Annotated in this window: 17 protein-coding genes; all 17 read left to right on the top strand. The window is 38.2% G+C overall.

The window, feature by feature from the left end; genetic code table 11:
- Positions 1-169: 169 nt before the first annotated feature.
- The 17 genes from pnp (at position 170) to AC2TFD_RS09565 (ending at position 20,720) form a co-directional block, all read left to right on the top strand.
- Positions 170-2,296, top strand: a complete 2,127-nt coding sequence (gene pnp / locus AC2TFD_RS09485; RefSeq protein WP_335567453.1) for a polyribonucleotide nucleotidyltransferase — start codon at positions 170-172, stop codon at positions 2,294-2,296.
- A gap of 191 nt (positions 2,297-2,487) precedes the next feature.
- Positions 2,488-3,435, top strand: a complete 948-nt coding sequence (locus AC2TFD_RS09490; RefSeq protein WP_335509370.1) for a polysaccharide deacetylase family protein — start codon at positions 2,488-2,490, stop codon at positions 3,433-3,435.
- A gap of 75 nt (positions 3,436-3,510) precedes the next feature.
- Entirely contained in the window at positions 3,511-4,749 is a 1,239-nt protein-coding gene (locus tag AC2TFD_RS09495) for a M16 family metallopeptidase (protein ID WP_335509372.1), read from the top strand.
- A gap of 145 nt (positions 4,750-4,894) precedes the next feature.
- A complete protein-coding gene (locus tag AC2TFD_RS09500) occupies positions 4,895-5,140 on the top strand; it encodes a YlmC/YmxH family sporulation protein (RefSeq protein ID WP_335509374.1) in 246 nt (81 codons plus the stop codon).
- A gap of 172 nt (positions 5,141-5,312) precedes the next feature.
- On the top strand, positions 5,313-6,215 hold the full coding sequence (dpaA, locus tag AC2TFD_RS09505) for a dipicolinic acid synthetase subunit A (protein ID WP_484675491.1): 903 nt from the start codon (positions 5,313-5,315) through the stop codon (positions 6,213-6,215).
- Positions 6,212-6,811 (top strand): dipicolinate synthase subunit B, encoded by a 600-nt coding sequence (gene dpaB / locus AC2TFD_RS09510; protein ID WP_335509378.1) that lies wholly within the window; start codon positions 6,212-6,214, stop codon positions 6,809-6,811. Before dpaA ends, dpaB begins: the two co-directional genes overlap by 4 nt.
- Positions 6,812-6,995: 184 nt before the next feature.
- Positions 6,996-8,054: an aspartate-semialdehyde dehydrogenase gene (gene asd / locus AC2TFD_RS09515; RefSeq protein ID WP_484675492.1), complete on the top strand. Its 1,059-nt coding sequence runs from the start codon at positions 6,996-6,998 to the stop codon at positions 8,052-8,054.
- A 33-nt stretch (positions 8,055-8,087) separates the two neighbouring features.
- Positions 8,088-9,332: an aspartate kinase gene (gene dapG / locus AC2TFD_RS09520; protein WP_335567451.1), complete on the top strand. Its 1,245-nt coding sequence runs from the start codon at positions 8,088-8,090 to the stop codon at positions 9,330-9,332.
- 77 nt (positions 9,333-9,409) lie between these two features.
- Complete coding sequence (gene dapA, locus AC2TFD_RS09525; protein WP_484675493.1) at positions 9,410-10,276, top strand: 4-hydroxy-tetrahydrodipicolinate synthase; 867 nt, start codon at positions 9,410-9,412, stop codon at positions 10,274-10,276.
- Between the two features lie 223 nt (positions 10,277-10,499).
- Positions 10,500-12,167: a ribonuclease J gene (locus AC2TFD_RS09530; RefSeq protein WP_484675494.1), complete on the top strand. Its 1,668-nt coding sequence runs from the start codon at positions 10,500-10,502 to the stop codon at positions 12,165-12,167.
- 128 nt (positions 12,168-12,295) lie between these two features.
- Positions 12,296-13,051: a ClpP family protease gene (locus AC2TFD_RS09535; RefSeq protein WP_335509387.1), complete on the top strand. Its 756-nt coding sequence runs from the start codon at positions 12,296-12,298 to the stop codon at positions 13,049-13,051.
- Positions 13,048-13,287 (top strand): YlzJ-like family protein, encoded by a 240-nt coding sequence (locus AC2TFD_RS09540; protein ID WP_335509389.1) that lies wholly within the window; start codon positions 13,048-13,050, stop codon positions 13,285-13,287. The genes AC2TFD_RS09535 and AC2TFD_RS09540 overlap by 4 nt, the downstream gene beginning before the upstream one ends.
- 153 nt (positions 13,288-13,440) lie before the next feature.
- Positions 13,441-15,795, top strand: a complete 2,355-nt coding sequence (locus tag AC2TFD_RS09545; protein ID WP_335509391.1) for an FtsK/SpoIIIE family DNA translocase — start codon at positions 13,441-13,443, stop codon at positions 15,793-15,795.
- Between the two features lie 248 nt (positions 15,796-16,043).
- Complete coding sequence (locus AC2TFD_RS09550) at positions 16,044-16,769, top strand: GntR family transcriptional regulator (protein ID WP_335509393.1); 726 nt, start codon at positions 16,044-16,046, stop codon at positions 16,767-16,769.
- 108 nt (positions 16,770-16,877) lie between these two features.
- Positions 16,878-17,951: a BMP family lipoprotein gene (locus AC2TFD_RS09555; protein ID WP_420489007.1), complete on the top strand. Its 1,074-nt coding sequence runs from the start codon at positions 16,878-16,880 to the stop codon at positions 17,949-17,951.
- A gap of 169 nt (positions 17,952-18,120) precedes the next feature.
- Positions 18,121-19,644: an ABC transporter ATP-binding protein gene (locus tag AC2TFD_RS09560; RefSeq protein WP_484675495.1), complete on the top strand. Its 1,524-nt coding sequence runs from the start codon at positions 18,121-18,123 to the stop codon at positions 19,642-19,644.
- Positions 19,641-20,720, top strand: a complete 1,080-nt coding sequence (locus AC2TFD_RS09565) for an ABC transporter permease (protein WP_335509400.1) — start codon at positions 19,641-19,643, stop codon at positions 20,718-20,720. Before AC2TFD_RS09560 ends, AC2TFD_RS09565 begins: the two co-directional genes overlap by 4 nt.
- Position 20,721: the final 1 nt, after the last annotated feature.

Here is a 20,721-nt window from a genome sequence, read left to right on the forward strand (position 1 = left end):
GACTAGATTGAAATAATCTCTTATACATATTTTAAGTCGCAGAATTTTGTGCATACTATAAGTATATTTGTATTGATATCATAAGCTAAAAAAGCTTTTATATTAGAGAATTAGAGCGATACTTTTCGCAATATCCTCTAGTGTGATTTGGATAGAGAGGGGTAAAATAATGGAACAAACGAAACATGAGTATTCCATGGATTGGGCTGGCCGTAAATTAACCGTTGAAATTGGCCAATTAGCCAAACAGGCAAATGGAGCGGTAATGGTCCGTTATGGAGATACAGCAGTTTTAAGTACAGCAACAGCTTCAAAAGAACCAAAAAACTTAGACTTTTTTCCATTAACATGTAACTATGAAGAAAGATTATATGCAGTAGGGAAAATTCCTGGGGGTTTTATTAAACGTGAAGGTCGTCCCAGCGAAAAAGCAATTTTGGCAAGCCGACTAATTGACCGCCCAATTCGCCCGCTTTTTGCTGAAGGATTCCGTAATGATGTCCAAGTCATTAGTATTGTTATGAGTGTGGATCAAGACTGCTCGTCAGAGATGGCTGCAATGTTTGGATCTTCTTTAGCACTTTGTACATCTGACATTCCATTCGAAGGTCCGATAGCAGGAGTAGTCGTTGGTAAAATTGGTGAGGATTTTGTTATCAATCCAACAGTAGAACAAGCTGAACAAAGCGACATTCACCTCACTGTTGCAGGAACCAAAGATGCGATCAATATGGTTGAAGCTGGAGCAGATGAAGTTTCGGAAGAAGTCATGCTGGAAGCTATTATGTTTGGACATGAAGAAATTAAACGACTTATTGCCTTCCAAGAAAAGATTATGGCTGAGGCGGGCAAGGCAAAACGAGAAATAACTCTTTACGAAATTGATAAAGAGCTTGAAGCCGAAGTAAGAGAAATGTGCGAAGCGGATATGGTAACTGCCATTCAAGTTCAAGAAAAACATGCTCGTGAAGATGCCATTAAAGAAGTGAAAAATCGTGTCATTGCTAAATTTGAAGAAAATGAGGCAACAGACGATGATTTGAAGCAAGTAAAACAAATATTAGACAAAATTGTTAAAGGTGAAGTTCGCCGATTAATTACAGTTGAGAAGATTCGTCCGGATGGTCGGAAAATCGATGAGATACGCCCACTTTCATCACAAATAGGTATCTTGCCGCGTACCCATGGCTCTGGATTGTTTACTCGTGGACAAACTCAAGCCTTAAGTATTTGTACATTAGGAGCAATGGGAGATGTGCAAATATTAGATGGTCTTGGTATTGAAGAAGAGAAGCGTTTCATGCATCATTATAACTTCCCTCAATTTAGTGTAGGGGAAACTGGACCTATTCGTGGACCAGGTCGTCGTGAGATTGGACATGGTGCTCTTGGTGAACGTGCCTTAGAACCAATTGTTCCATCAGAAAAGGATTTCCCGTATACGATTCGTCTTGTTTCTGAAGTACTTGAATCCAATGGTTCTACTTCTCAAGCAAGTATATGTGCAAGCACACTTGCAATGATGGATGCTGGTGTTCCAATAAAAGCACCTGTAGCTGGAATTGCAATGGGTCTTGTTAAATCTGGCGAGCACTATACGGTATTATCTGACATTCAGGGAATGGAAGATCACCTTGGAGATATGGATTTCAAAGTGGCAGGAACTGCTAAGGGAGTAACTGCTTTACAAATGGATATCAAGATTAAAGGACTTTCTCGTGAGATCTTAGAAGAAGCACTTCAACAGGCTAAAAAGGGAAGAATGCATATCCTTGATTCTATGCTTGCAACCATTTCAGAACCAAGAAGTGAACTTTCTAAGTTTGCTCCAAAAATCTTAACGATGAAAATTAACCCAGACAAAATCCGTGATGTTATTGGACCAAGTGGTAAACAAATCAATAAAATTATTGAAGAAACTGGCGTTAAGATTGATATCGAACAAGATGGAACAGTATTCATTGCTTCAAGTGATCAAGAAATGAATCAAAAAGCAAAGAAAATTATCGAAGATATTGTCCGTGAGGTTGAAGTTGGGCAAATGTACCTTGGTAAAGTGAAAAGAATTGAGAAGTTCGGTGCTTTCGTGGAAATTTTCGCCGGTAAAGATGGACTTGTCCATATTTCTGAATTGGCTGAAGAGCGAGTTGGAAAAGTGGAGGATGTCGTTAAAATTGGTGACGAAATTTTAGTGAAAGTTACTGAAATTGATAAGCAAGGACGTGTTAACCTGTCACGTAAAGCCATATTAAAGGAACAACGTGAAAAAGCCGAGAAGGCAGCGGAAAAACAATAAGTCTGTCTCGCAAGCACAATAGGAAGGTCAGGGGTAACCCTGACTTTTTCAATGTTAATTCTATCCCGCACTAAGGAAAGCTCCTTCGAATAGTCATCGCAGGAACAATCTGTGCTATTCTGAAGGTGATTCCGCTTTTAGTTCTACCTTGTCCTCTTTATTCATATATTCTGTATGAAGGGGGAAGGTAAATGAAGAAGTTAAGTTTAATCGCTTTCTTTTTATTAGCAGCATGGTTTTCGGTTAACAATCATCTTGTTGGTACATACGTGGCTTCACTGAAAGATAACGTGCTGGCTGTAGGAAAGCAAGAAAATCCTTTGTATCAAAGTATTGTAAAAAATGCTTCTACATATGAAATACCACCTTCCGATGCAAAAATCGATAGAGTGTGGAAAGCAATCCCAGGTTATAATGGGGTAACTGTTGATATTGACGCTTCCTATAATAATATGAAGAAAACTGGATCTTTTGATGAAAAAAAGTTGGTATATAAACAAATTGAACCCTCTGTTCATCTAAATGATTTGCCTCCATCTCCAATTTACCGTGGACATCCAGATAAGCCAATGGTCAGCTTTATCATTAATGTAGCATGGGGAAATGAATATTTGCCCGATATCCTAGCTGCCCTTAAAAAACATCAGGTTTCAGCAAGTTTTTTCCTAGAAGGAAATTGGGTGAAGAATAATCCCGATTTAGCAAAAATGATTGTTAGCGCTGGCCATGAGGTTGGAAACCACTCGTATTCACATCCTGATATGAAAAGGTTAGCTGCCTCCCAAACAAGGGAACAACTAATAAGGACAAACGAAGTAATTAAAGCTGCAACTGAGAAAAAAAGTGAATGGTTTGCTCCCCCGAGTGGGAGTTATCGTGATGAGACGGTAAAAATAGCGGCTGAATTAAATATGAAGACAGTCATGTGGACAGTAGATACGATTGATTGGCGGAAACCTACACCGGATCAATTAATAAATCGGGTAATCTCAAAAATTGATAAGGGTTCTATGGTACTCATGCACCCAACAGAATCTACAGCCCAATCGCTTGACCGGCTGATTACAATGATTGAAGAAAAAGGTTTAATCATTGGTACTGTAAGTGAATTAATGAAAGAAGAAAGAATCATGAAATAAAGTGGACGGTGTTTTCAGATAATAAAGGAAAATAGCTATGCTAAATTCCGCTTTTCTATAGACAGGAGGATTTTGATGATTAACAGATATTCTTGCAAAAATGGAGTAAGAATTGTATTAGAAAATATTCCAACAGTAAGATCTGTAGCCATTGGAGTATGGATTGGTACAGGTTCAAGAAATGAAAATCCCCAAACAAATGGTATTTCACACTTTTTAGAGCATATGTTCTTCAAAGGAACGAAGACACGATCAGCGAAAGAAATAGCTGAATCCTTTGATAGTATTGGCGGCCAAGTGAATGCTTTTACCTCAAAAGAGTACACATGCTATTATGCCAAAGTACTGGATACACATGCACAATTCGCTTTAGATGTATTAGCTGATATGTTCTTCAACTCAACCTTTGTTGAAGAAGAATTAAATAAAGAAAGAAATGTCGTTCTTGAAGAAATTAAAATGTATGATGATACTCCAGATGATATTGTTCATGATTTACTCAGCCGTGCTATTTATGAAAATCATCCTCTCGGGTACCCTATATTAGGAACTGAAGAAACACTGAATACGTTTACAAGCAATACTTTAAAAGAATATATTCACAATCATTACACACCTGAAAATGTTGTGATTTCGATAGCTGGTAACGTTTCTGATAATTTTATTAGGGAAGTTGAGAAATATTTTGGATCGTATGAAGGTGGAAACAGTGCCATTACCGAAAATATTCCTACCTTCCATTCCAATCGATTATCCCGTAAAAAAGAAACGGAACAAGCACATCTGTGTATTGGTTTCGAAGGTTTAAAGATTGGTCATGAAGATGTCTACAGCTTAATTATTTTAAATAATATTTTAGGCGGCAGTATGAGCAGCAGGCTTTTTCAAGAAGTCCGTGAGCAGCGCGGTTTAGCTTATTCTGTTTTTTCTTATCATTCGGCATATCAGGATAACGGTGTTGTGACCGTTTATGGCGGGACAGGAGCTAAGCAGCTGAATGTATTATTTGAAACAATTCAGGAAACGCTTGGAAAATTAAAACAAGATGGTATTACAGAAAAGGAATTAGTCAATAGTAAAGAACAATTAAAAGGAAGTTTAATGTTAAGTTTGGAGAGCACCAATAGCCGGATGAGCCGGAATGGAAAAAATGAACTACTCTTAAAACGTCATCGTTCTCTTGATGAGATTATTGAACAAATTGATCAAGTAACAAAACAAAGTGTGGATGGTATGGCAAATTCTGTGTTTACAGACAAGTACTCAGTATCCTTGATTAGTCCTGACGGAGAATTGCCAAAAAATTTAGGGTAACAGATGAAAACAGTTCAATGTGAACTGTTTTTTCTTATATTGTCTAGCGAGCCCCTGTTCAAGGCGCTTTCGCTTTTCTTAGTCTAAATTAGGACTTCCATCGATAAACATATAGTAAAGAATGTTATGAGAGGAGTTCTATACAATGAGGTTAAGTGAACTAAGTGGTAAAGAAATTGTAGATGTAAAAAAGGCAGAGCGGTTAGGAGTTCTTGGACAAACAGACCTTGAAATCAATGAAAGCACAGGACAAATTCAGGCATTATTGATCCCATCTTCTTTAAAATGGTTTGGATTTAGAAAGCAGGGTGGAGAAATTAGAGTGCCCTGGCAGCATATTAAGAAAATAGGATCTGATATGATTATTATTGATGTACAAGAAGAAGAGTAAATTTCATATGGTTAACAAAACTTAAAAGCCCAAGCAAATTAAATTTGTTTGGGCTTTTTTATTTATCTGTTGATGGAAAACTCACAGATTGAACCTCTCTTACATAATATGTTGAAGTAAAAGAAGAAAAAGACTTCTGTGTGGATTTTTTGAAAAGAAGGTGAATGATTTCATGCTGACAGGGATGCAGATAGCCGTGATCGGTGGAGATGCAAGACAGCTGGAAATTATCCGGAAGTTAACCGAGTTAGATGCAAGGTTATCATTAATAGGCTTCGAGCAGCTTGACCACGCGTTCACTGGCGCTGTGAAGGAAAAGTTGGATGAAGTCGATTTTACAAATATGGATGCCATTATCTTACCGGTACCCGGTACAAATTTAGAGGGGCATGTTGAAACAATCTTTTCCAATGAAAAGGTTACTTTAACAGCCGAAATGCTTTTGAAAACACCTGATCATTGTACCATTTACTCAGGAATTAGTAATGCTTTTTTAAACGATATTACGAAGGAAGCAAATCGTCAACTGGTTCAGCTTTTTGAAAGAGATGATGTGGCCATTTACAACTCCATTCCAACGGTGGAAGGAACTATTATGATGGCTATCCAGCATACAGATTTTACAATTCATGGTTCAAATATTGCTGTATTAGGACTAGGAAGAGTGGGGATGAGTGTAGCACGAACCTTCCATGCACTTGGAGCAAAAGTAAAAGTGGGTGCAAGAAAAAGTGAACACCTTGCTAGAATCACCGAAATGGGTTTAACCCCTTTTCATTTAAACGAATTAGATAAAGAGGTTAAAGATACAGATATTTTAATTAACACGATCCCTCTCTTAATTGTGAGTGCTTCCGTTATTTCCAAAATGCCCGCTCATACGCTGATCATTGACCTGGCATCCAAACCAGGTGGAACTGATTTTAGATATGCAGAAAAAAGGGGCATAAAAGCTCTGCTTGCACCAGGATTACCTGGAATAGTCGCGCCAAAAACAGCTGGTCAAATACTAGCTAATGTTCTGGCCCAATTGCTTCAAGATGATTCAGTCAAGCGAAAGGGGAAAATCAAATGAGTTTAAAAGGGAAAAAGATAGGCTTTGGGTTAACAGGTTCACATTGTACGTATGATGCTGTATTTCCGGAGATCGAGAAGTTAGTTCTAGCAGGTGCCGAGGTTTTACCGGTCGTTACATTTACGGTAAAAAATACAGAAACACGTTTTGGAAAAGGTGAGGATTGGATTCAAAGGATAGAGGATTTAACAGGAAACAGAGTCATAGACTCAATTGTTAAGGCTGAGCCATTAGGTCCTACAATTCCTTTAGATTGTATGGTTATTGCCCCAATGACAGGTGTTTCAATGAGTAAATTTGCAAACGCCATGAATGATAGTCCTGTATTAATGGCTGCAAAAGCCACATTGAGAAATTTAAAACCGGTGGTACTCGGAATTTCTACAAATGATGCTTTGGGATTAAATGGAGTTAACTTAATGAGATTAATGGCAACAAAAAATATTTATTTTATACCGTATGGCCAGGATGACCCTATCAAAAAGCCTAATTCGATGGTGGCAAGAATGCCGATGTTAATGGAAACCGTTGAGGCTGCTCTTTCTGGCAGGCAAATTCAACCAGTTCTAGTAGAAAGATACAAGGATATAGACTAATTCAAACTCCTTTCATTAAATATGGTTTTTTCTTTCAAGGAATATGTTAATATATTTATAATTCAATCATCAGTGGGACCTATGATCTCGCTGATGAGAATTTATTTTAACTATTTCTGATTCTTATACTATTGAAACAGAAAAGACCAATAAATAGATGCAAGATTGAAGGGAGTACTAGAAAATGAATCAAATTAGTGGTTATCATGTTGCTGTTGTAGGTGCTACAGGAGCGGTGGGTCAACAAATGATCCAAACGTTAGTTGAACAAAAATTCCCGATTAGGCAATTGACCTTATTATCTTCTGCACGTTCAGCTGGTAAGAAAGTTACAATTGATGGGGTAGAGCATACGATTCAAGAAGCTAAGCCTGAAAGCTTTGCTGGCGTGGATATTGCTTTATTCTCGGCTGGCGGCAATATATCAAAAGAACTTGCTCCAGAAGCAGTAAAGCACGGTGCTATCGTAGTCGACAACACAAGTGCATTTAGAATGGATCAGGATATTCCGCTCGTTGTACCTGAGGTAAATGAAGGTGACCTGCTTAAGCATAATGGCATTATTGCTAACCCTAACTGTTCTACCATCCAAATGGTGGTTGCGTTAGAGCCAGTTAGACAAAAATATGGACTTAAGAAGGTTATCGTTTCAACCTATCAAGCAGTTTCTGGTGCTGGTGCTGTTGCGATTGAGGAATTACAGAATCAAACAAAAGCGATTCTTAATGGTGAGCCGGCAGAGCCAAAAATATTACCTGTAAAAGGTGACAAGAACCACTATCAAATTGCTTTTAATGCTATACCACAAATTGATAAATTTACGGAAAACGGCTACACATATGAAGAAATGAAAATGATAAATGAAACGAAGAAGATTATGCATATGCCTGAGCTTTCAGTTGCGGCAACTTGTGTAAGATTGCCTGTAGCAGTTGGTCACTCTGAATCTGTTTATTTTGAAATCGAAGCAGATGGAATTAGTGCAAATGAAATGAAGGAACTTTTAAAAACAGCACCGGGTATAGTTTTGCAGGATGATCCAGAAAATCAATTATATCCAATGCCTGCGAATTGCGTCGGAAGTAATGATGTTTTTGTAGGTCGAATTCGCAACGATTTAAATGAAAGTCGTGGTTTCCATATGTGGGTTGTTTCTGATAATTTACTGAAGGGTGCTGCCTGGAATTCAGTTCAAATAGCAGAAAGTTTAATAAAGCTAGGATTAATCAAAGAAAAAAATTAAAGGTCTGATAAAAAAGGCAGGTTTATAAGTCATATGAAAATGATAGTTCAAAAATTTGGCGGGACTTCTGTCAGGGATGAAGCTAGTAGGAAACATGCTAGGAAACATATTGAAAATGCATTAGCAGATGGATATAAGGTTGTAGTGGTTGTATCTGCAATGGGACGAAGTGGTGAGCCTTATGCAACAGATACACTACTCTCATTAATTGGGGGGAATCAAAGCAAGGTTAGTAAACGTGAACATGACTTGCTTTTATCTTGTGGTGAAATCATCTCTAGTGTTGTTTTTGCAAATATGTTGAAGGAAAATAACATCAACGCGATTGCTTTGACAGGGGCTCAGGCAGGATTTAGAACCAATAACGATCATTCACAAGCAAAAATTATCGATATGAAATGTGATCGTTTGCTGCGAGAACTCGAACAGAATGATGTTGTGGTAGTTGCTGGATTTCAAGGCGCGGCCAAGAACGGTGACATCACCACAATTGGACGAGGTGGCAGTGATACTTCTGCTGCTGCTTTAGGTGCGGCTATAAATGCAGAATGGATAGATATATTTACCGACGTGGAAGGAATCATGACAGCAGATCCAAGAATTGCAGAAAATGCTAGACGGCTTTCTGTTGTAACTTATACAGAGCTATGTAACATGGCCTATCAAGGTGCCAAGGTTATTCATCCAAGGGCAGTAGAGATCGCTATGCAGGCTAAGGTTCCGATTCGCATTCGATCAACCTATTCTGATAATTTGGGTACATTGGTTACATCCATCTCGAAAGGATCACGAGGCAGTGATATCAAAGATAGAATGGTTACTGGAATCGCCCATGTTTCGAATGTGACTCAAATCAAAGTATTTGCAAAGAAAGACCAGTACTATCTTCAATCTGAAGTATTTAAAGCAATGGCGAATGAAAAAATCAGTGTGGATTTCATCAACATATCACCTAATAGCGTTGTTTATACGGTGACAGAAGAAATGACTAAAAGAGCCATTGAGGTTCTGCAAGAATTAGGGCATGAACCTGTAGTAGAGCGTCACTGTGCAAAGGTATCAGTAGTTGGAGCCGGTATTGCTGGGGTTCCTGGTGTTACTTCTAGAATCGTTACTGCTCTTTCCGAGAATGGGGTTCGTATCTTACAATCTGCTGACAGCCATACAACGATTTGGGTACTTGTGAAGCAAGACGACTTGGTTAAATCAGTGAATGCATTGCATGACACCTTTCATCTTGAAGAAGAAACACTTGAAACAAAGATTACTGATATCTAATAATGTTATTTGATAATGGCGTTTGAACTCAAATTGCCATTGTCTTATTGATATTCGTAATTGAAAGGAGTAGTAAAATGGTTCATTTTGGACGGGTTTCAACTGCCATGGTTACCCCTTTTGATAAAAAAGGACATATAGATTTTTCTAAGACTACTCAATTAGTAAATTATCTCATCGATAATGGAACGGAATCCCTTGTAGTTGCGGGGACAACTGGTGAATCGCCAACACTGACAAAGGAAGAAAAATTGGCATTATTTAATCATGTCGTGAAGGTAGTGGGAAAAAGAATTCCTGTAATTGCCGGCACAGGCGGTAATAATACCTATGCAACGGTAGAGCTGACTAAAAAAGCAGAGCAGCTTGGTGTAGATGCGATTATGCTAGTAGGTCCTTATTATAATAAACCAAATCAAGAAGGCCTTTATCAACACTTTAAGACTGTTGCTGAAGCCACTTCTTTGCCAGTGATGGTTTATAATATTCCAGGCAGGTCGGCAGTAAATATTCACCCTGATACAATTATTCGGTTATCAAAAGTTTCAAATATTGTAGCTGTTAAAGAAGCAAGCGGGGACTTGAATGCTATGACTCGTATTATTGCCAATACGGATAGTGACTTCGATCTCTATAGCGGTGATGACGCTTTAACTGTTCCTGTACTATCCATCGGAGGAGCAGGCGTTGTCTCTGTAGCTTCACATGTGGTTGGAAAAGAAATGCAAGAAATGGTCAGAGCTTATTTAAATGGAGATAACGAAAAAACAGCTAAGCTGCACCAAAAGCTTCTTCCGCTTATGCTGGGATTATTTGCAGCTCCAAGCCCTGGACCCGTTAAAACAGCACTACAGATTAAAGGGCTCGATGTAGGGTCAGTAAGACTACCTCTTGTTCCATTAACTGAACTGGAGCGGTCTACTTTAATTAAGTTATTGAATTAATAATAAAAATGCCAATCAAATTAAATTGATTGGCATTTTTATTTTGCATTCCGGTACCATACTTCTCTTTGATGTATGATCCTCCTTTTGGAAAATGGTTGTAAAGGTTTTCAGATATCAAGTATAATAGTCATAACTGATTTCGATCGGGCAATATTGAAATGTCGAAGACCTCTAGTGAAGGCCGCTTGAGATAGACAATCAACATAGGAGGAAACGGAAATTGATAAATAGAAAAAATAGTTCCATTAAGATCATCTCGCTTGGTGGTATTGGAGAAATCGGGAAAAACATGTACCTAGTCGAGGTGGACAAGGATATCTTTATTATTGATGCCGGGTTAATGTTCCCCGAGGATGAAATGCTCGGTATTGATATCGTTATTCCAGACATTAGTTATTTAACTGAAAACAAAGAGAGAGTAAAGGCGGTTTTCCTCACACATGGTCATGAAGATCATATTGGTGCTCTTTCTTATCTTCTCCGCCAAATGGATGTTCCTGTTTACGGAACAAGACTAACCTTAGCGCTTGCCAACGCAAAGCTAAAGGAGCAGGATTATAGCGGGAAGACAAATTTTATTGAAGTGACATCCGATACAATTGTTCAAATGGATTCTATTGAAGTCAGCTTTTTCAGAACAAATCACAGTATTCCAGATTCTGTAGGTGTTTGTATACATACTTCAGAAGGTATCATTGTTTATACGGGTGATTTCAAGTTCGATCAGGCAGCAACAAAGCTGTATAAGCCTGATATTGGGAAAATGGCTGCAATTGGGGATAAAGGTGTATTGTGTTTACTATCGGACAGTACAGAAGCCGAAAAACCTGGTTACACTATATCCGAGGCAATTGTTGAACGTGAATTATCTACAGCATTATACAATACTAGAGGGAGAATGATTGCTGCCTGCTTCGCCTCTGATATTAACAGGATTCAGCATATCTTTAATGCTGCAAGGGATCATGGACGTAAAGTAGCTGTAGTTGGAAAAAGTCTAGAAAGAATTTATCATATTGCCCTAGACTTAGGCTACCTAGAGGTAGAAGAAGATCTTATAATCCCTCTTAGTGAAATCAATAACTATGAAAATAAGGAAATTCTAGTTTTAATGACAGGAAGTCAAGGAGAGCCGATTGAGGCACTACAAAAAATGGCAAAGCAAACAGCGAAGCATATTAATATTCAGCAAGGTGATACAGTATTAATCGCCGCATCGCCACTAAGGGGAAGTGAATTATTAATATCAAGAACAGTTGATATGCTGTTAAGAGCCGGAGCAAATGTAATTTCAGGAAAAAGGACCATACATGTTTCTAGTCACGGCAGCCAAGAAGAATTAAAATTTATGATTAACTTAATGAAACCTCAATACTTTATTCCTGTTCATGGGGAGTATCGTATGTTGAAGGCACATCGTAAACTAGCACTTGATTGTGGAATAAGTGATGAAAATATTATCATTGCTGACCGCGGAGATGTAGTAGAATTTAAGGATGGAAGGTTAAATATCTCGGGTAAAGTTCCTTCCGGAAACGTTTTAATTGATGGCATTGGTGTTGGAGACGTCGGAAATATTGTATTACGAGATCGAAGACTCTTATCTCAAGATGGTATTTTAATCGTAGTGGTTACCTTAACTCGCCAGGATAAAAGGATAGCAGCAGGGCCTGAAATTATCTCACGTGGTTTTGTCTATGTTCGTGAGTCGGAAAAATTAATGGATGATTCTACAAAATTGGTTTTGGAAATCGTGCAAAAGAACATTTCTAAGGAAGCTTTTGAATGGGCAAGCTTAAAGCAGGATATTAGAGATGGACTAAACAGGTATTTGTTTGAAAAAACAAAAAGAAGACCGATGATACTTCCAATAATTATGGAAGTATAAGATAACTTTCACACAGGCATTGGGGAGACCCAATGTCTTTTTCTTATAACTTTTGATAATTCCACCTTTCAAAGAATGAAATTGTTTCATAGGTCAATACTAACGTTATCATGCGTGAAGGGAGACTTATGATGAATAAGGAGCTACAAAAAGGCGAATCGGAAAATCAAGAAGGGCAAGAACCTCAGAAAGAGGATAAGCCATCTTCTTTAATGGAAAAAATCCAGCAGCTCGGACAAACAAATGTTCCGCAGCTATCCTCCGATTCGAAAATTCATTGTTTGACGATTATTGGACAAATTGAGGGTCATTTAGCTCTGCCTCCACAAAATAAAACGACAAAATATGAACACTTGATACCTCAATTAGTCGCAATTGAGCAAAACCCGAAAATTGAAGGAGTCCTCATTATATTAAACACAGTTGGCGGAGATGTGGAGGCAGGACTAGCGATTTCAGAGATGCTGGCGACGTTATCAAAACCTACTGTTTCAATTGTCTTAGGCGGCGGGCATTCAATTGGGGTCCCAATAGCGGTCTCATGTGACTATTCTTTTATTGCCGAAACAGCCACAATGACCATCCATCCAATACGTTTAACTGGTCTAGTAATTGGTGTGCCGGCAACCTTTGAATATTTAGATAAGATGCAGGATCGAGTAGTTAACTTTGTAACCAAGCACTCGAAAATACCTGAAGAAAAATTTAAAGACTTAATGTTTGCTAAAGGAAATCTTACTCGTGACATTGGAACAAATGTCGTAGGTCCAGATGCAGTGGAATATGGATTGATCGATGAGGTTGGCGGGCTGGGTCAAGCAATGAAGAAACTCAACGAATTGATTGATCAGTCAAAAGTGTCAAACGAGGGGTTGATTCAATGATTCTCTATACCATGATGCCGCAGGAATTAATCTTTCCTACTGAGGCAGAATCCTTAACGAAACAGCAAACAGTAACCTATCAAGGGGTATCGTTAATTGTTGAACAAATTGACTCACAAAATGTACAAGTTGTTCGTGTATTAAGCAGTGATCCGCAGCATTATCTTGACGAACGATTATGTCCTGGTGCTAAAATTTCTTGTGCAAGCATTCAAGGATTGTCCGCAAACTTTTAGGATATTATGGTATAATCAGAATACCAAGCATAAGCAGCCATTCAGGCTGCTTTCTTCCTTTTGTGGATTATTTTTATACGAAATTAAAATCTAAGTTTGATAATGCATAAGGTTGATAATGCTAGTACTACATTTATATAGACAGGTGATTAAATGGCTAAAAGAAAGAGAAGGTCAACAAAGAAAAGGGATAATCATTTAAAAGAAACACTTAAATTCGAATTATCAGCACTGATCCTATTAGCACTTGCGATTATTGCTATAGCGAAATTGGGAGCAGTGGGTGAAGCGTTAGTATTATTTTTCCGCTTCTGGATGGGCGAATGGTATATGCTAAGCTTAATAGGCCTAGTTATATTGAGTGTATATTTAATGTGGAAACGAACTATACCCTTTTTCTTTCATATTAAATTAACGGGTTCATATTTTATTGTTTCTGCCATTCTTCTTTTAAGCCACGTAACCCTATTTCATTTACTAACGAATGATGGGAACTTTAATAATCCTAGTGTGATAAGCAATACATGGGAAATTTTCATAATGGAAGTCAAAGGGGAAACAAGTACTATTGATCTTGGCGGTGGAATGATAGGTGCTGTTCTGTTTGCAATGTTTCATTATCTATTTGCAGAAACGGGAACGAAGATTATTGCTTTTATCTTTATCCTCATTGGATTTATTTTACTTACAGGAAAATCGTTCGGAGAATTTGTTGCAAAAGTAGGAATTACGATAATTGAATTTTCAAAGGGACAATGGAGTGCCTTTCAATTAGATATGGAAGAATGGAAACAGAAGAAACAGGAAAAAAAGGAAGAAAAACGTGTGCAGCGACAACGCGAACGAGAAAACCGTGCTGCGTCAGCATCCGTTCAACCAGAAATCATTACACCCATACCAGGTACTCAAGATGAATTAATAACTCCAGAACCTCTTATTTCAAGTTTTGCCGATCGTGTATATCCCGAAGAAGAACCACCAAAAGCGAAACGAAGAAAAGAGGATTCTAAAAATAAAGCAAATGATCAATCAATAGAGGAAGAGGACTCCACTCCGCCAATTACGTTTACGGAAGTAGAAAATGATGCTTATGAACTACCACCGTTAAGACTCCTTAGGATGCCAAAGAAAACCGACCAGAGTGGTGAGTATGAACTCATACATGCTAATGCGGCTAAACTAGAAAGGACCTTCCAGAGTTTTGGTGTAAAGGCTCGTGTAACCCAAGTGCATCTTGGACCAGCTGTTACCAAATACGAGGTTCATCCAGATGTAGGGGTTAAGGTAAGTAAAATTGTCAGTCTAAGTGATGACTTGGCATTGGCACTTGCTGCTAAAGATATACGGATTGAGGCCCCTATTCCTGGAAAGTCTGCCATTGGAATTGAAGTGCCTAATTCTGAAGTAGCGGTTGTTTCCTTACGAGAGGTACTAGAAGCAACCCAGAATAATAAACCTGAAGCAAAGCTTTTAATTGGTCTTGGCAGAGATATTACCGGTGAGGCCGTGGTAGCAGAATTAAATAAAATGCCCCACCTGCTTGTAGCTGGATCAACAGGAAGCGGAAAAAGTGTTTGTATTAATGGTATTATTACGAGTATCTTAATGAGGGCAAAACCTCATGAAGTAAAATTAATGATGATTGACCCGAAAATGGTCGAGTTAAATGTCTATAATGGTGTCCCTCACTTATTAGCACCGGTAGTTACCGAACCAAAAAAAGCATCTCAGGCGCTAAAAAAGGTTGTTAGTGAAATGGAGAGACGTTATGACTTATTCTCTCATACCGGGACCCGTAATATTGAAGGGTATAACGAACAAATTAAAAGACATAACTTGGAAGAAAATGACAAGCAGCCACTTTTACCCTATATTGTCGTTATAGTAGATGAACTTGCAGATTTAATGATGGTAGCTTCTTCTGATGTGGAGGATTCGATTACTAGACTTGCACAAATGGCTCGAGCTGCAGGAATTCACTTAATTATAGCTACTCAACGTCCATCTGTGGATGTTATCACCGGAGTTATAAAGGCCAATATTCCTTCCAGAATAGCCTTTGCAGTTTCAAGTGCTACAGACTCAAGGACGATTTTGGATATGGGTGGTGCGGAAAAACTGTTGGGCAGAGGAGATATGCTATTTCTACCTGTTGGGTCATCTAAGCCTGTTCGGGTCCAGGGAGCATTTTTATCTGACAATGAAGTAGAAGAAACCGTAAATTTTGTAATTGGACAACAAAAGGCCCAATATCAAGATGAGATGATTCCGGATGATACCCCTGAAGCAGTTGGTGAAGTAGATGATGAACTATACTCAGACGCGGTTGATTTAGTGATAGAAATGCAAACAGCTTCTGTATCTATGCTGCAAAGACGATTTAGAATTGGTTATACTAGAGCAGCACGTTTAATTGATGAAATGGAAGCGCGTGGAATTGTAGGAGCTTATGAAGGCAGCAAACCTAGAACAGTATTACAATCCAAAACAAATGAAGAAGTTAACTAAATTTTGAGCCATTTGGCTCTTTTTTTTTGATAAATACACCTAACTATTATAGGGAATAATAAAATTTAGCTGATTTTAAAGGGAAAAAGACTTATTACTGCAAAAGTTTTTCGACAAAATTTCTTTTTTCGACAAAATATTGAAATACTATTTCCATTAGCCTGAAAAAGTGGTATATTAACTTCGATTAGTAGGAATGATTATACATCAGATGTCTGATGTCTTATGAAAGAGCTGGAGGTACCTGCATGTCTATAAAGCTAGATAACCGACATTTATATTTACAAGTAATCGATCGGTTAAAGCAAGATATCGATCAAGGGGTATATAAAGAAAAGGAAAAGTTACCTTCTGAATTCGATCTTGCCAAACATCTTGGCGTAAGCAGAGCCACACTTCGAGAAGCATTGCGAATACTTGAGGAAGAAAATGTCATCATTCGCCGCCATGGAGTTGGCACGTTTGTTAATGCAAAACCACTGTTTACCTCAGGGATTGAACAACTTAATAGTGTCACAGACATGATACTTCAAGCAGGGATGAAACCAGGCACCATCTTTTTAAGTTCATCAACAGTTGGGGCCACAGAAGAGGATATTCGGCGTTTCTCATGTTCTACAAATGAAGAAATTGTAATCATGGAGCGGGTTAGAACTGCAAACGGGGAGCCTGTTGTGTACTGTATCGATAAGGTACCTCAAAGAATCTTGCCAGAAACATTTTCCCATGGAGAGGAATCAATTTTTTCCATTTTGGAAGATGAGGCGAACCGAAAAATTACATACGCGGTTGCTCAGATTGAACCAATTGGTTATCATGAGAAAATTTCCCCAATTTTAGAATGCGAGCCAGAAACAGCTTTGCTTGTTTTGAAACAAATGCATTTCGATGAAATGGATGAACCTGTCCTTTTCTCGGTAAACTACTTTAAAGCAGATAAATTTAGTTTTCGGGTATTGCGAAAAAGATTTTAATTATTTTGCAGGTATGAAAACGTAATCACTGCTTTTTGAAAGTTCCTACTAAATCAAACAATATATAGGGGGTCAAAGGTCTTGAAAAAACGTAAATTTGGCTTGGCTATGTCATTTATTTTAGCTGCAGGCACAATTCTAGGAGCTTGTGGCGGCGGTGACAAAGATACCGGTGGTAAGGATAACGGTAAAGAAGCAGTTAAAATTGGTATGGTTACAGATGCTGGTACAATTGATGATAAATCTTTTAACCAAGGTACTTGGGAAGGGATTCTTCAAGCAAAAGAAGAACTTGGAATCCAAGAAAAATATCTTAAGCCAGCTGGTACTACAGAGGCTGAATACCTAAAAGAAATGGGCAACTTATATGATGCTGGTTATAAATTTATCGTAGCACCTGGTTTCAAATTCGAAACTGCCATATTCCACGCACAAGATAAATATAAAGATGCAAAATTTGTCATTCTTGATGGTAATCCACATTCTGGTGATTTTAAACCAGTTGTTAAGGATAACACAGTTGCGGTTTTCTTCTCAGAACATGAATCAGGTTTCATCGCTGGTGTAGCTACTGCCGTTGAAGTAAAAGAAGGCGAAGCTGGCTTTATTGGCGGTATGGAAATTCCTGCAGTTCAAAAGTTTAACTGGGGCTTCCAACAAGGACTAAAATACGCGAACGAAAACCTAGGTACAAATATTACACTTAAAGCTGAGAACGTAGTTTACCAAGGATCATTTGATAATGTAGCTGCAGGTGGACAAATTGCAGCTCAAATGTATGACCGTGGTGTAGATGTTATCTTCGCAGCAGCTGGCGGTGTTGGTGTAGGAGCAATCAATGAAGCAAAAACTCGTAAGAAAGCTGGAGACGACATTTGGATCGTTGGTGTTGACTCTGACCAATATGCGGATGGAATTTATGAAGGTGAAAAATCTGCAATCTTAACTTCCGCAATGAAGAAATTAGACGTTGTAACGTTTGACATCATTAAACGTGAATTAGACGGTAATTTTCCTGGCGGCGAGACATTAACGTATGATGCGAAAAATGACGGTATTGGATTGCCAGAAGAAAATCCAAACTTGAGTGATGAAGCAGTTGCTAAGGCAAAAGAAGCATTTGATAAGATCAAATCCGGAGATATTAAAGTTTCAGGTGAGCAAGGCAGCTTATTTAAGTAAAAATAGTATAAAAGAGACGGTTTATCTCCCGTCTCTTTTATGTACTTTTGTGACAATAGTGGTTTAATAAATAGCATTTGGCAAAAATTTCTTTTCAATAACCTTGTTGTGATAGGGGGCTCCCTATTTTCATAGAAATTCGAGTCTAAATAAAAAGGTGAGTGCTACTATGAGTTATGTGGTTGAAATGCTGAATATCAGGAAGGAATTCCCTGGTATTGTAGCAAATGATAATATTACCCTTACACTAAAAAAAGGGGAAATACATGCACTGCTGGGGGAAAACGGTGCCGGTAAATCAACTCTAATGGGCGTATTGTTCGGTATGTATCAACCTGAGCAAGGGATCATAAAAATCCGCGAGGAGGAGGTTCGTATTGCAAATCCGAGCGTAGCCAACCAACTTGGTATTGGAATGGTCCATCAGCATTTTAAATTAGTAGAAAATTTTACAGTAACAGAAAATATTATTCTAGGCAGTGAACCATTAAAAGGTATGGTCCTTGATATTGATAGTGCTGCAAAAAGGATTGCGGAATTGTCAAAGCATTATGGTTTAAATGTTGATCCACATGCGAAAATCGAAGATATTTCTGTAGGAATGCAGCAAAGAGTAGAAATTATGAAAATGCTTTATCGCGAAGCTGAAGTTCTAATTTTTGATGAACCGACTGCGGTTCTAACCCCAAATGAAATAGAAGAGCTTATGAAAATCATGCGTAATCTAATTAATGAAGGAAAATCGATTATCATTATCACACATAAGCTGAAGGAAATTAAAGCGGTCGCAGATCGTTGTACCGTTATTCGACGTGGAAAAGGTATTGGAACGGTTAACGTAAAAGAAACTAGCGAGGCACAAATGGCAGAAATGATGGTTGGCCGTCAGGTTAACTTTAAAGTGGATAAGAAAGAAAGTACACCAGGAGATGTTGTACTTCAAATAGATTCTTTATCAGTTAAGAACAGCAGAAAAGTAATGGGTCTTAAAAATTTCTCTGTTGAAGTAAGAAAAGGAGAAATTCTTGGTATTGCTGGGGTTGAAGGGAATGGACAATCGGAACTCGTGGAAGCGATTACAGGACTTCGAAAGGCAGAATCCGGAAAGATTTTATTAAATGGAAATGAAATAACGAATATTCCTATTCGTAAAAGAATCGAAAGCGGTATTGGGCATATTCCGGAAGACAGACATAAACGAGGTCTTGTCCTTGACTATACATTAGAAAATAATATGGTTTTAGAAATTTATAATAAACCGCCATTTGCAAAATATGGATTATTAAATGGTTCTGCTATTAGGAAATATGCTAAAAAAATACTGGAAAACTTTGACGTGCGCTCAGGAGAGGGCGGGGTTTCCATTGCCAGGACATTATCAGGCGGAAACCAGCAAAAGGCTATCATTGGTCGTGAAATGGAATTAGACCCTGATTTATTAATTGCAGTTCAGCCTACACGTGGCCTTGATGTTGGTTCAATCGAATATATCCACAAAAGATTAATTGAGCATCGCGATAAAGGGAAAGCTGTTCTTCTAGTTTCTTTAGAGCTTGATGAGGTACTTCAGCTTTCAGACCGTATTGCTATCGTTAATAATGGTGAACTCATTGGAACGGTTAATGCATCTGAAACGAATGAAAATGAGGTAGGACTGATGATGGCTGGAGTGAATAAGGAGAGAAGCGTATGAGAAACACCATTGTATCTTTAATTTCAATTATTTTAGGACTAATAGCTGGCGGCTTATTGATGCTCTTCATAGGGGCAAGTCCGATTGAAGGTTACACGTATTTATTCCAAGGTGCATTAAAGAATATATCACGTATTGGTGATACTCTTGCAACTGCAACACCACTTATTTTTACTGGGCTTGCTGTCGCGTTTGCCTTCCGTACAGGTCTATTTAATATCGGTGCAGCAGGTCAAATGTTAATTGGCGGTCTTTGTGCTACTGCTGTCGCGTTAACGTTTGATTTTCCAAGACCAATCCTAATCCTAGTAATGATACTAGCTGGTATTGTAGGTGGAGGATTATGGGCATTTATTCCAGGCTATTTTAAAGCAAGATTCAATGTGCATGAAGTAGTATCAACAATTATGATGAACTGGATTGCGTATTGGACAGTTTACTATGTTGTTCCTGGTTATTTTAAAGGTGAATTCCTAGAAACTGAATCACGTAAACTTGCGGAAGATTCTACTTTGAGAACGCCTTGGCTGACAGAGATGTTTCAGGGTTCCTACATTAATTTAGGTTTGTTTTTTGCAGTTATTACTGTACTTATCATTGCATTCATCGTTAATAAAACTACATTAGGATTTGAGTTAAAAGCGGTTGGTTTCAATCGGCACGCAGCTGAATATGCAGGTATGAAAGTTAATCGGAATATCATCTTATCGATGTTAATTTCTGGTGCCCTTGCAGGTCTTGGCGGGGTAGCATTATATACTGGTAATGCTTCCAGCATGCAAATCGGTATTCTGCCAACTCAGGGCTATGATGGGATTGCCGTTGCATTACTTGGGGCAAACTCACCAGTTGGTGTATTCTTTGCAGCACTCCTTTTTGGTATTCTTTATTCAGGTACAGGCTTTATGAATGCGATGATCGAAATCCCACCAGAGCTTGCTAATACAATTATTGCCATTATTATTTATTTTGCTGCTACCAGTGTACTAATTCACCGTCTGCTAAATAAATTCCGTAAGACTCGTTCCAATTCAAATGATGTAAATGGACCTGTTGGCAAGAAGGGAGAAGCATAAA

Source organism: Neobacillus sp. plas4 (assembly GCF_057221695.1).

Coding starts and splice junctions, on each gene's coding strand:
- pnp (WP_335567453.1), top strand. CDS start 170: ATGGAACAAACGAAACATGAGTATTCCATGGATTGGGCTGGCCGTAAA.
- AC2TFD_RS09490 (WP_335509370.1), top strand. CDS start 2,488: ATGAAGAAGTTAAGTTTAATCGCTTTCTTTTTATTAGCAGCATGGTTT.
- AC2TFD_RS09495 (WP_335509372.1), top strand. CDS start 3,511: ATGATTAACAGATATTCTTGCAAAAATGGAGTAAGAATTGTATTAGAA.
- AC2TFD_RS09500 (WP_335509374.1), top strand. CDS start 4,895: ATGAGGTTAAGTGAACTAAGTGGTAAAGAAATTGTAGATGTAAAAAAG.
- dpaA (WP_484675491.1), top strand. CDS start 5,313: ATGCTGACAGGGATGCAGATAGCCGTGATCGGTGGAGATGCAAGACAG.
- dpaB (WP_335509378.1), top strand. CDS start 6,212: ATGAGTTTAAAAGGGAAAAAGATAGGCTTTGGGTTAACAGGTTCACAT.
- asd (WP_484675492.1), top strand. CDS start 6,996: ATGAATCAAATTAGTGGTTATCATGTTGCTGTTGTAGGTGCTACAGGA.
- dapG (WP_335567451.1), top strand. CDS start 8,088: ATGAAAATGATAGTTCAAAAATTTGGCGGGACTTCTGTCAGGGATGAA.
- dapA (WP_484675493.1), top strand. CDS start 9,410: ATGGTTCATTTTGGACGGGTTTCAACTGCCATGGTTACCCCTTTTGAT.
- AC2TFD_RS09535 (WP_335509387.1), top strand. CDS start 12,296: ATGATGAATAAGGAGCTACAAAAAGGCGAATCGGAAAATCAAGAAGGG.
- AC2TFD_RS09540 (WP_335509389.1), top strand. CDS start 13,048: ATGATTCTCTATACCATGATGCCGCAGGAATTAATCTTTCCTACTGAG.
- AC2TFD_RS09545 (WP_335509391.1), top strand. CDS start 13,441: ATGGCTAAAAGAAAGAGAAGGTCAACAAAGAAAAGGGATAATCATTTA.
- AC2TFD_RS09550 (WP_335509393.1), top strand. CDS start 16,044: ATGTCTATAAAGCTAGATAACCGACATTTATATTTACAAGTAATCGAT.
- AC2TFD_RS09555 (WP_420489007.1), top strand. CDS start 16,878: ATGTCATTTATTTTAGCTGCAGGCACAATTCTAGGAGCTTGTGGCGGC.
- AC2TFD_RS09560 (WP_484675495.1), top strand. CDS start 18,121: ATGAGTTATGTGGTTGAAATGCTGAATATCAGGAAGGAATTCCCTGGT.
- AC2TFD_RS09565 (WP_335509400.1), top strand. CDS start 19,641: ATGAGAAACACCATTGTATCTTTAATTTCAATTATTTTAGGACTAATA.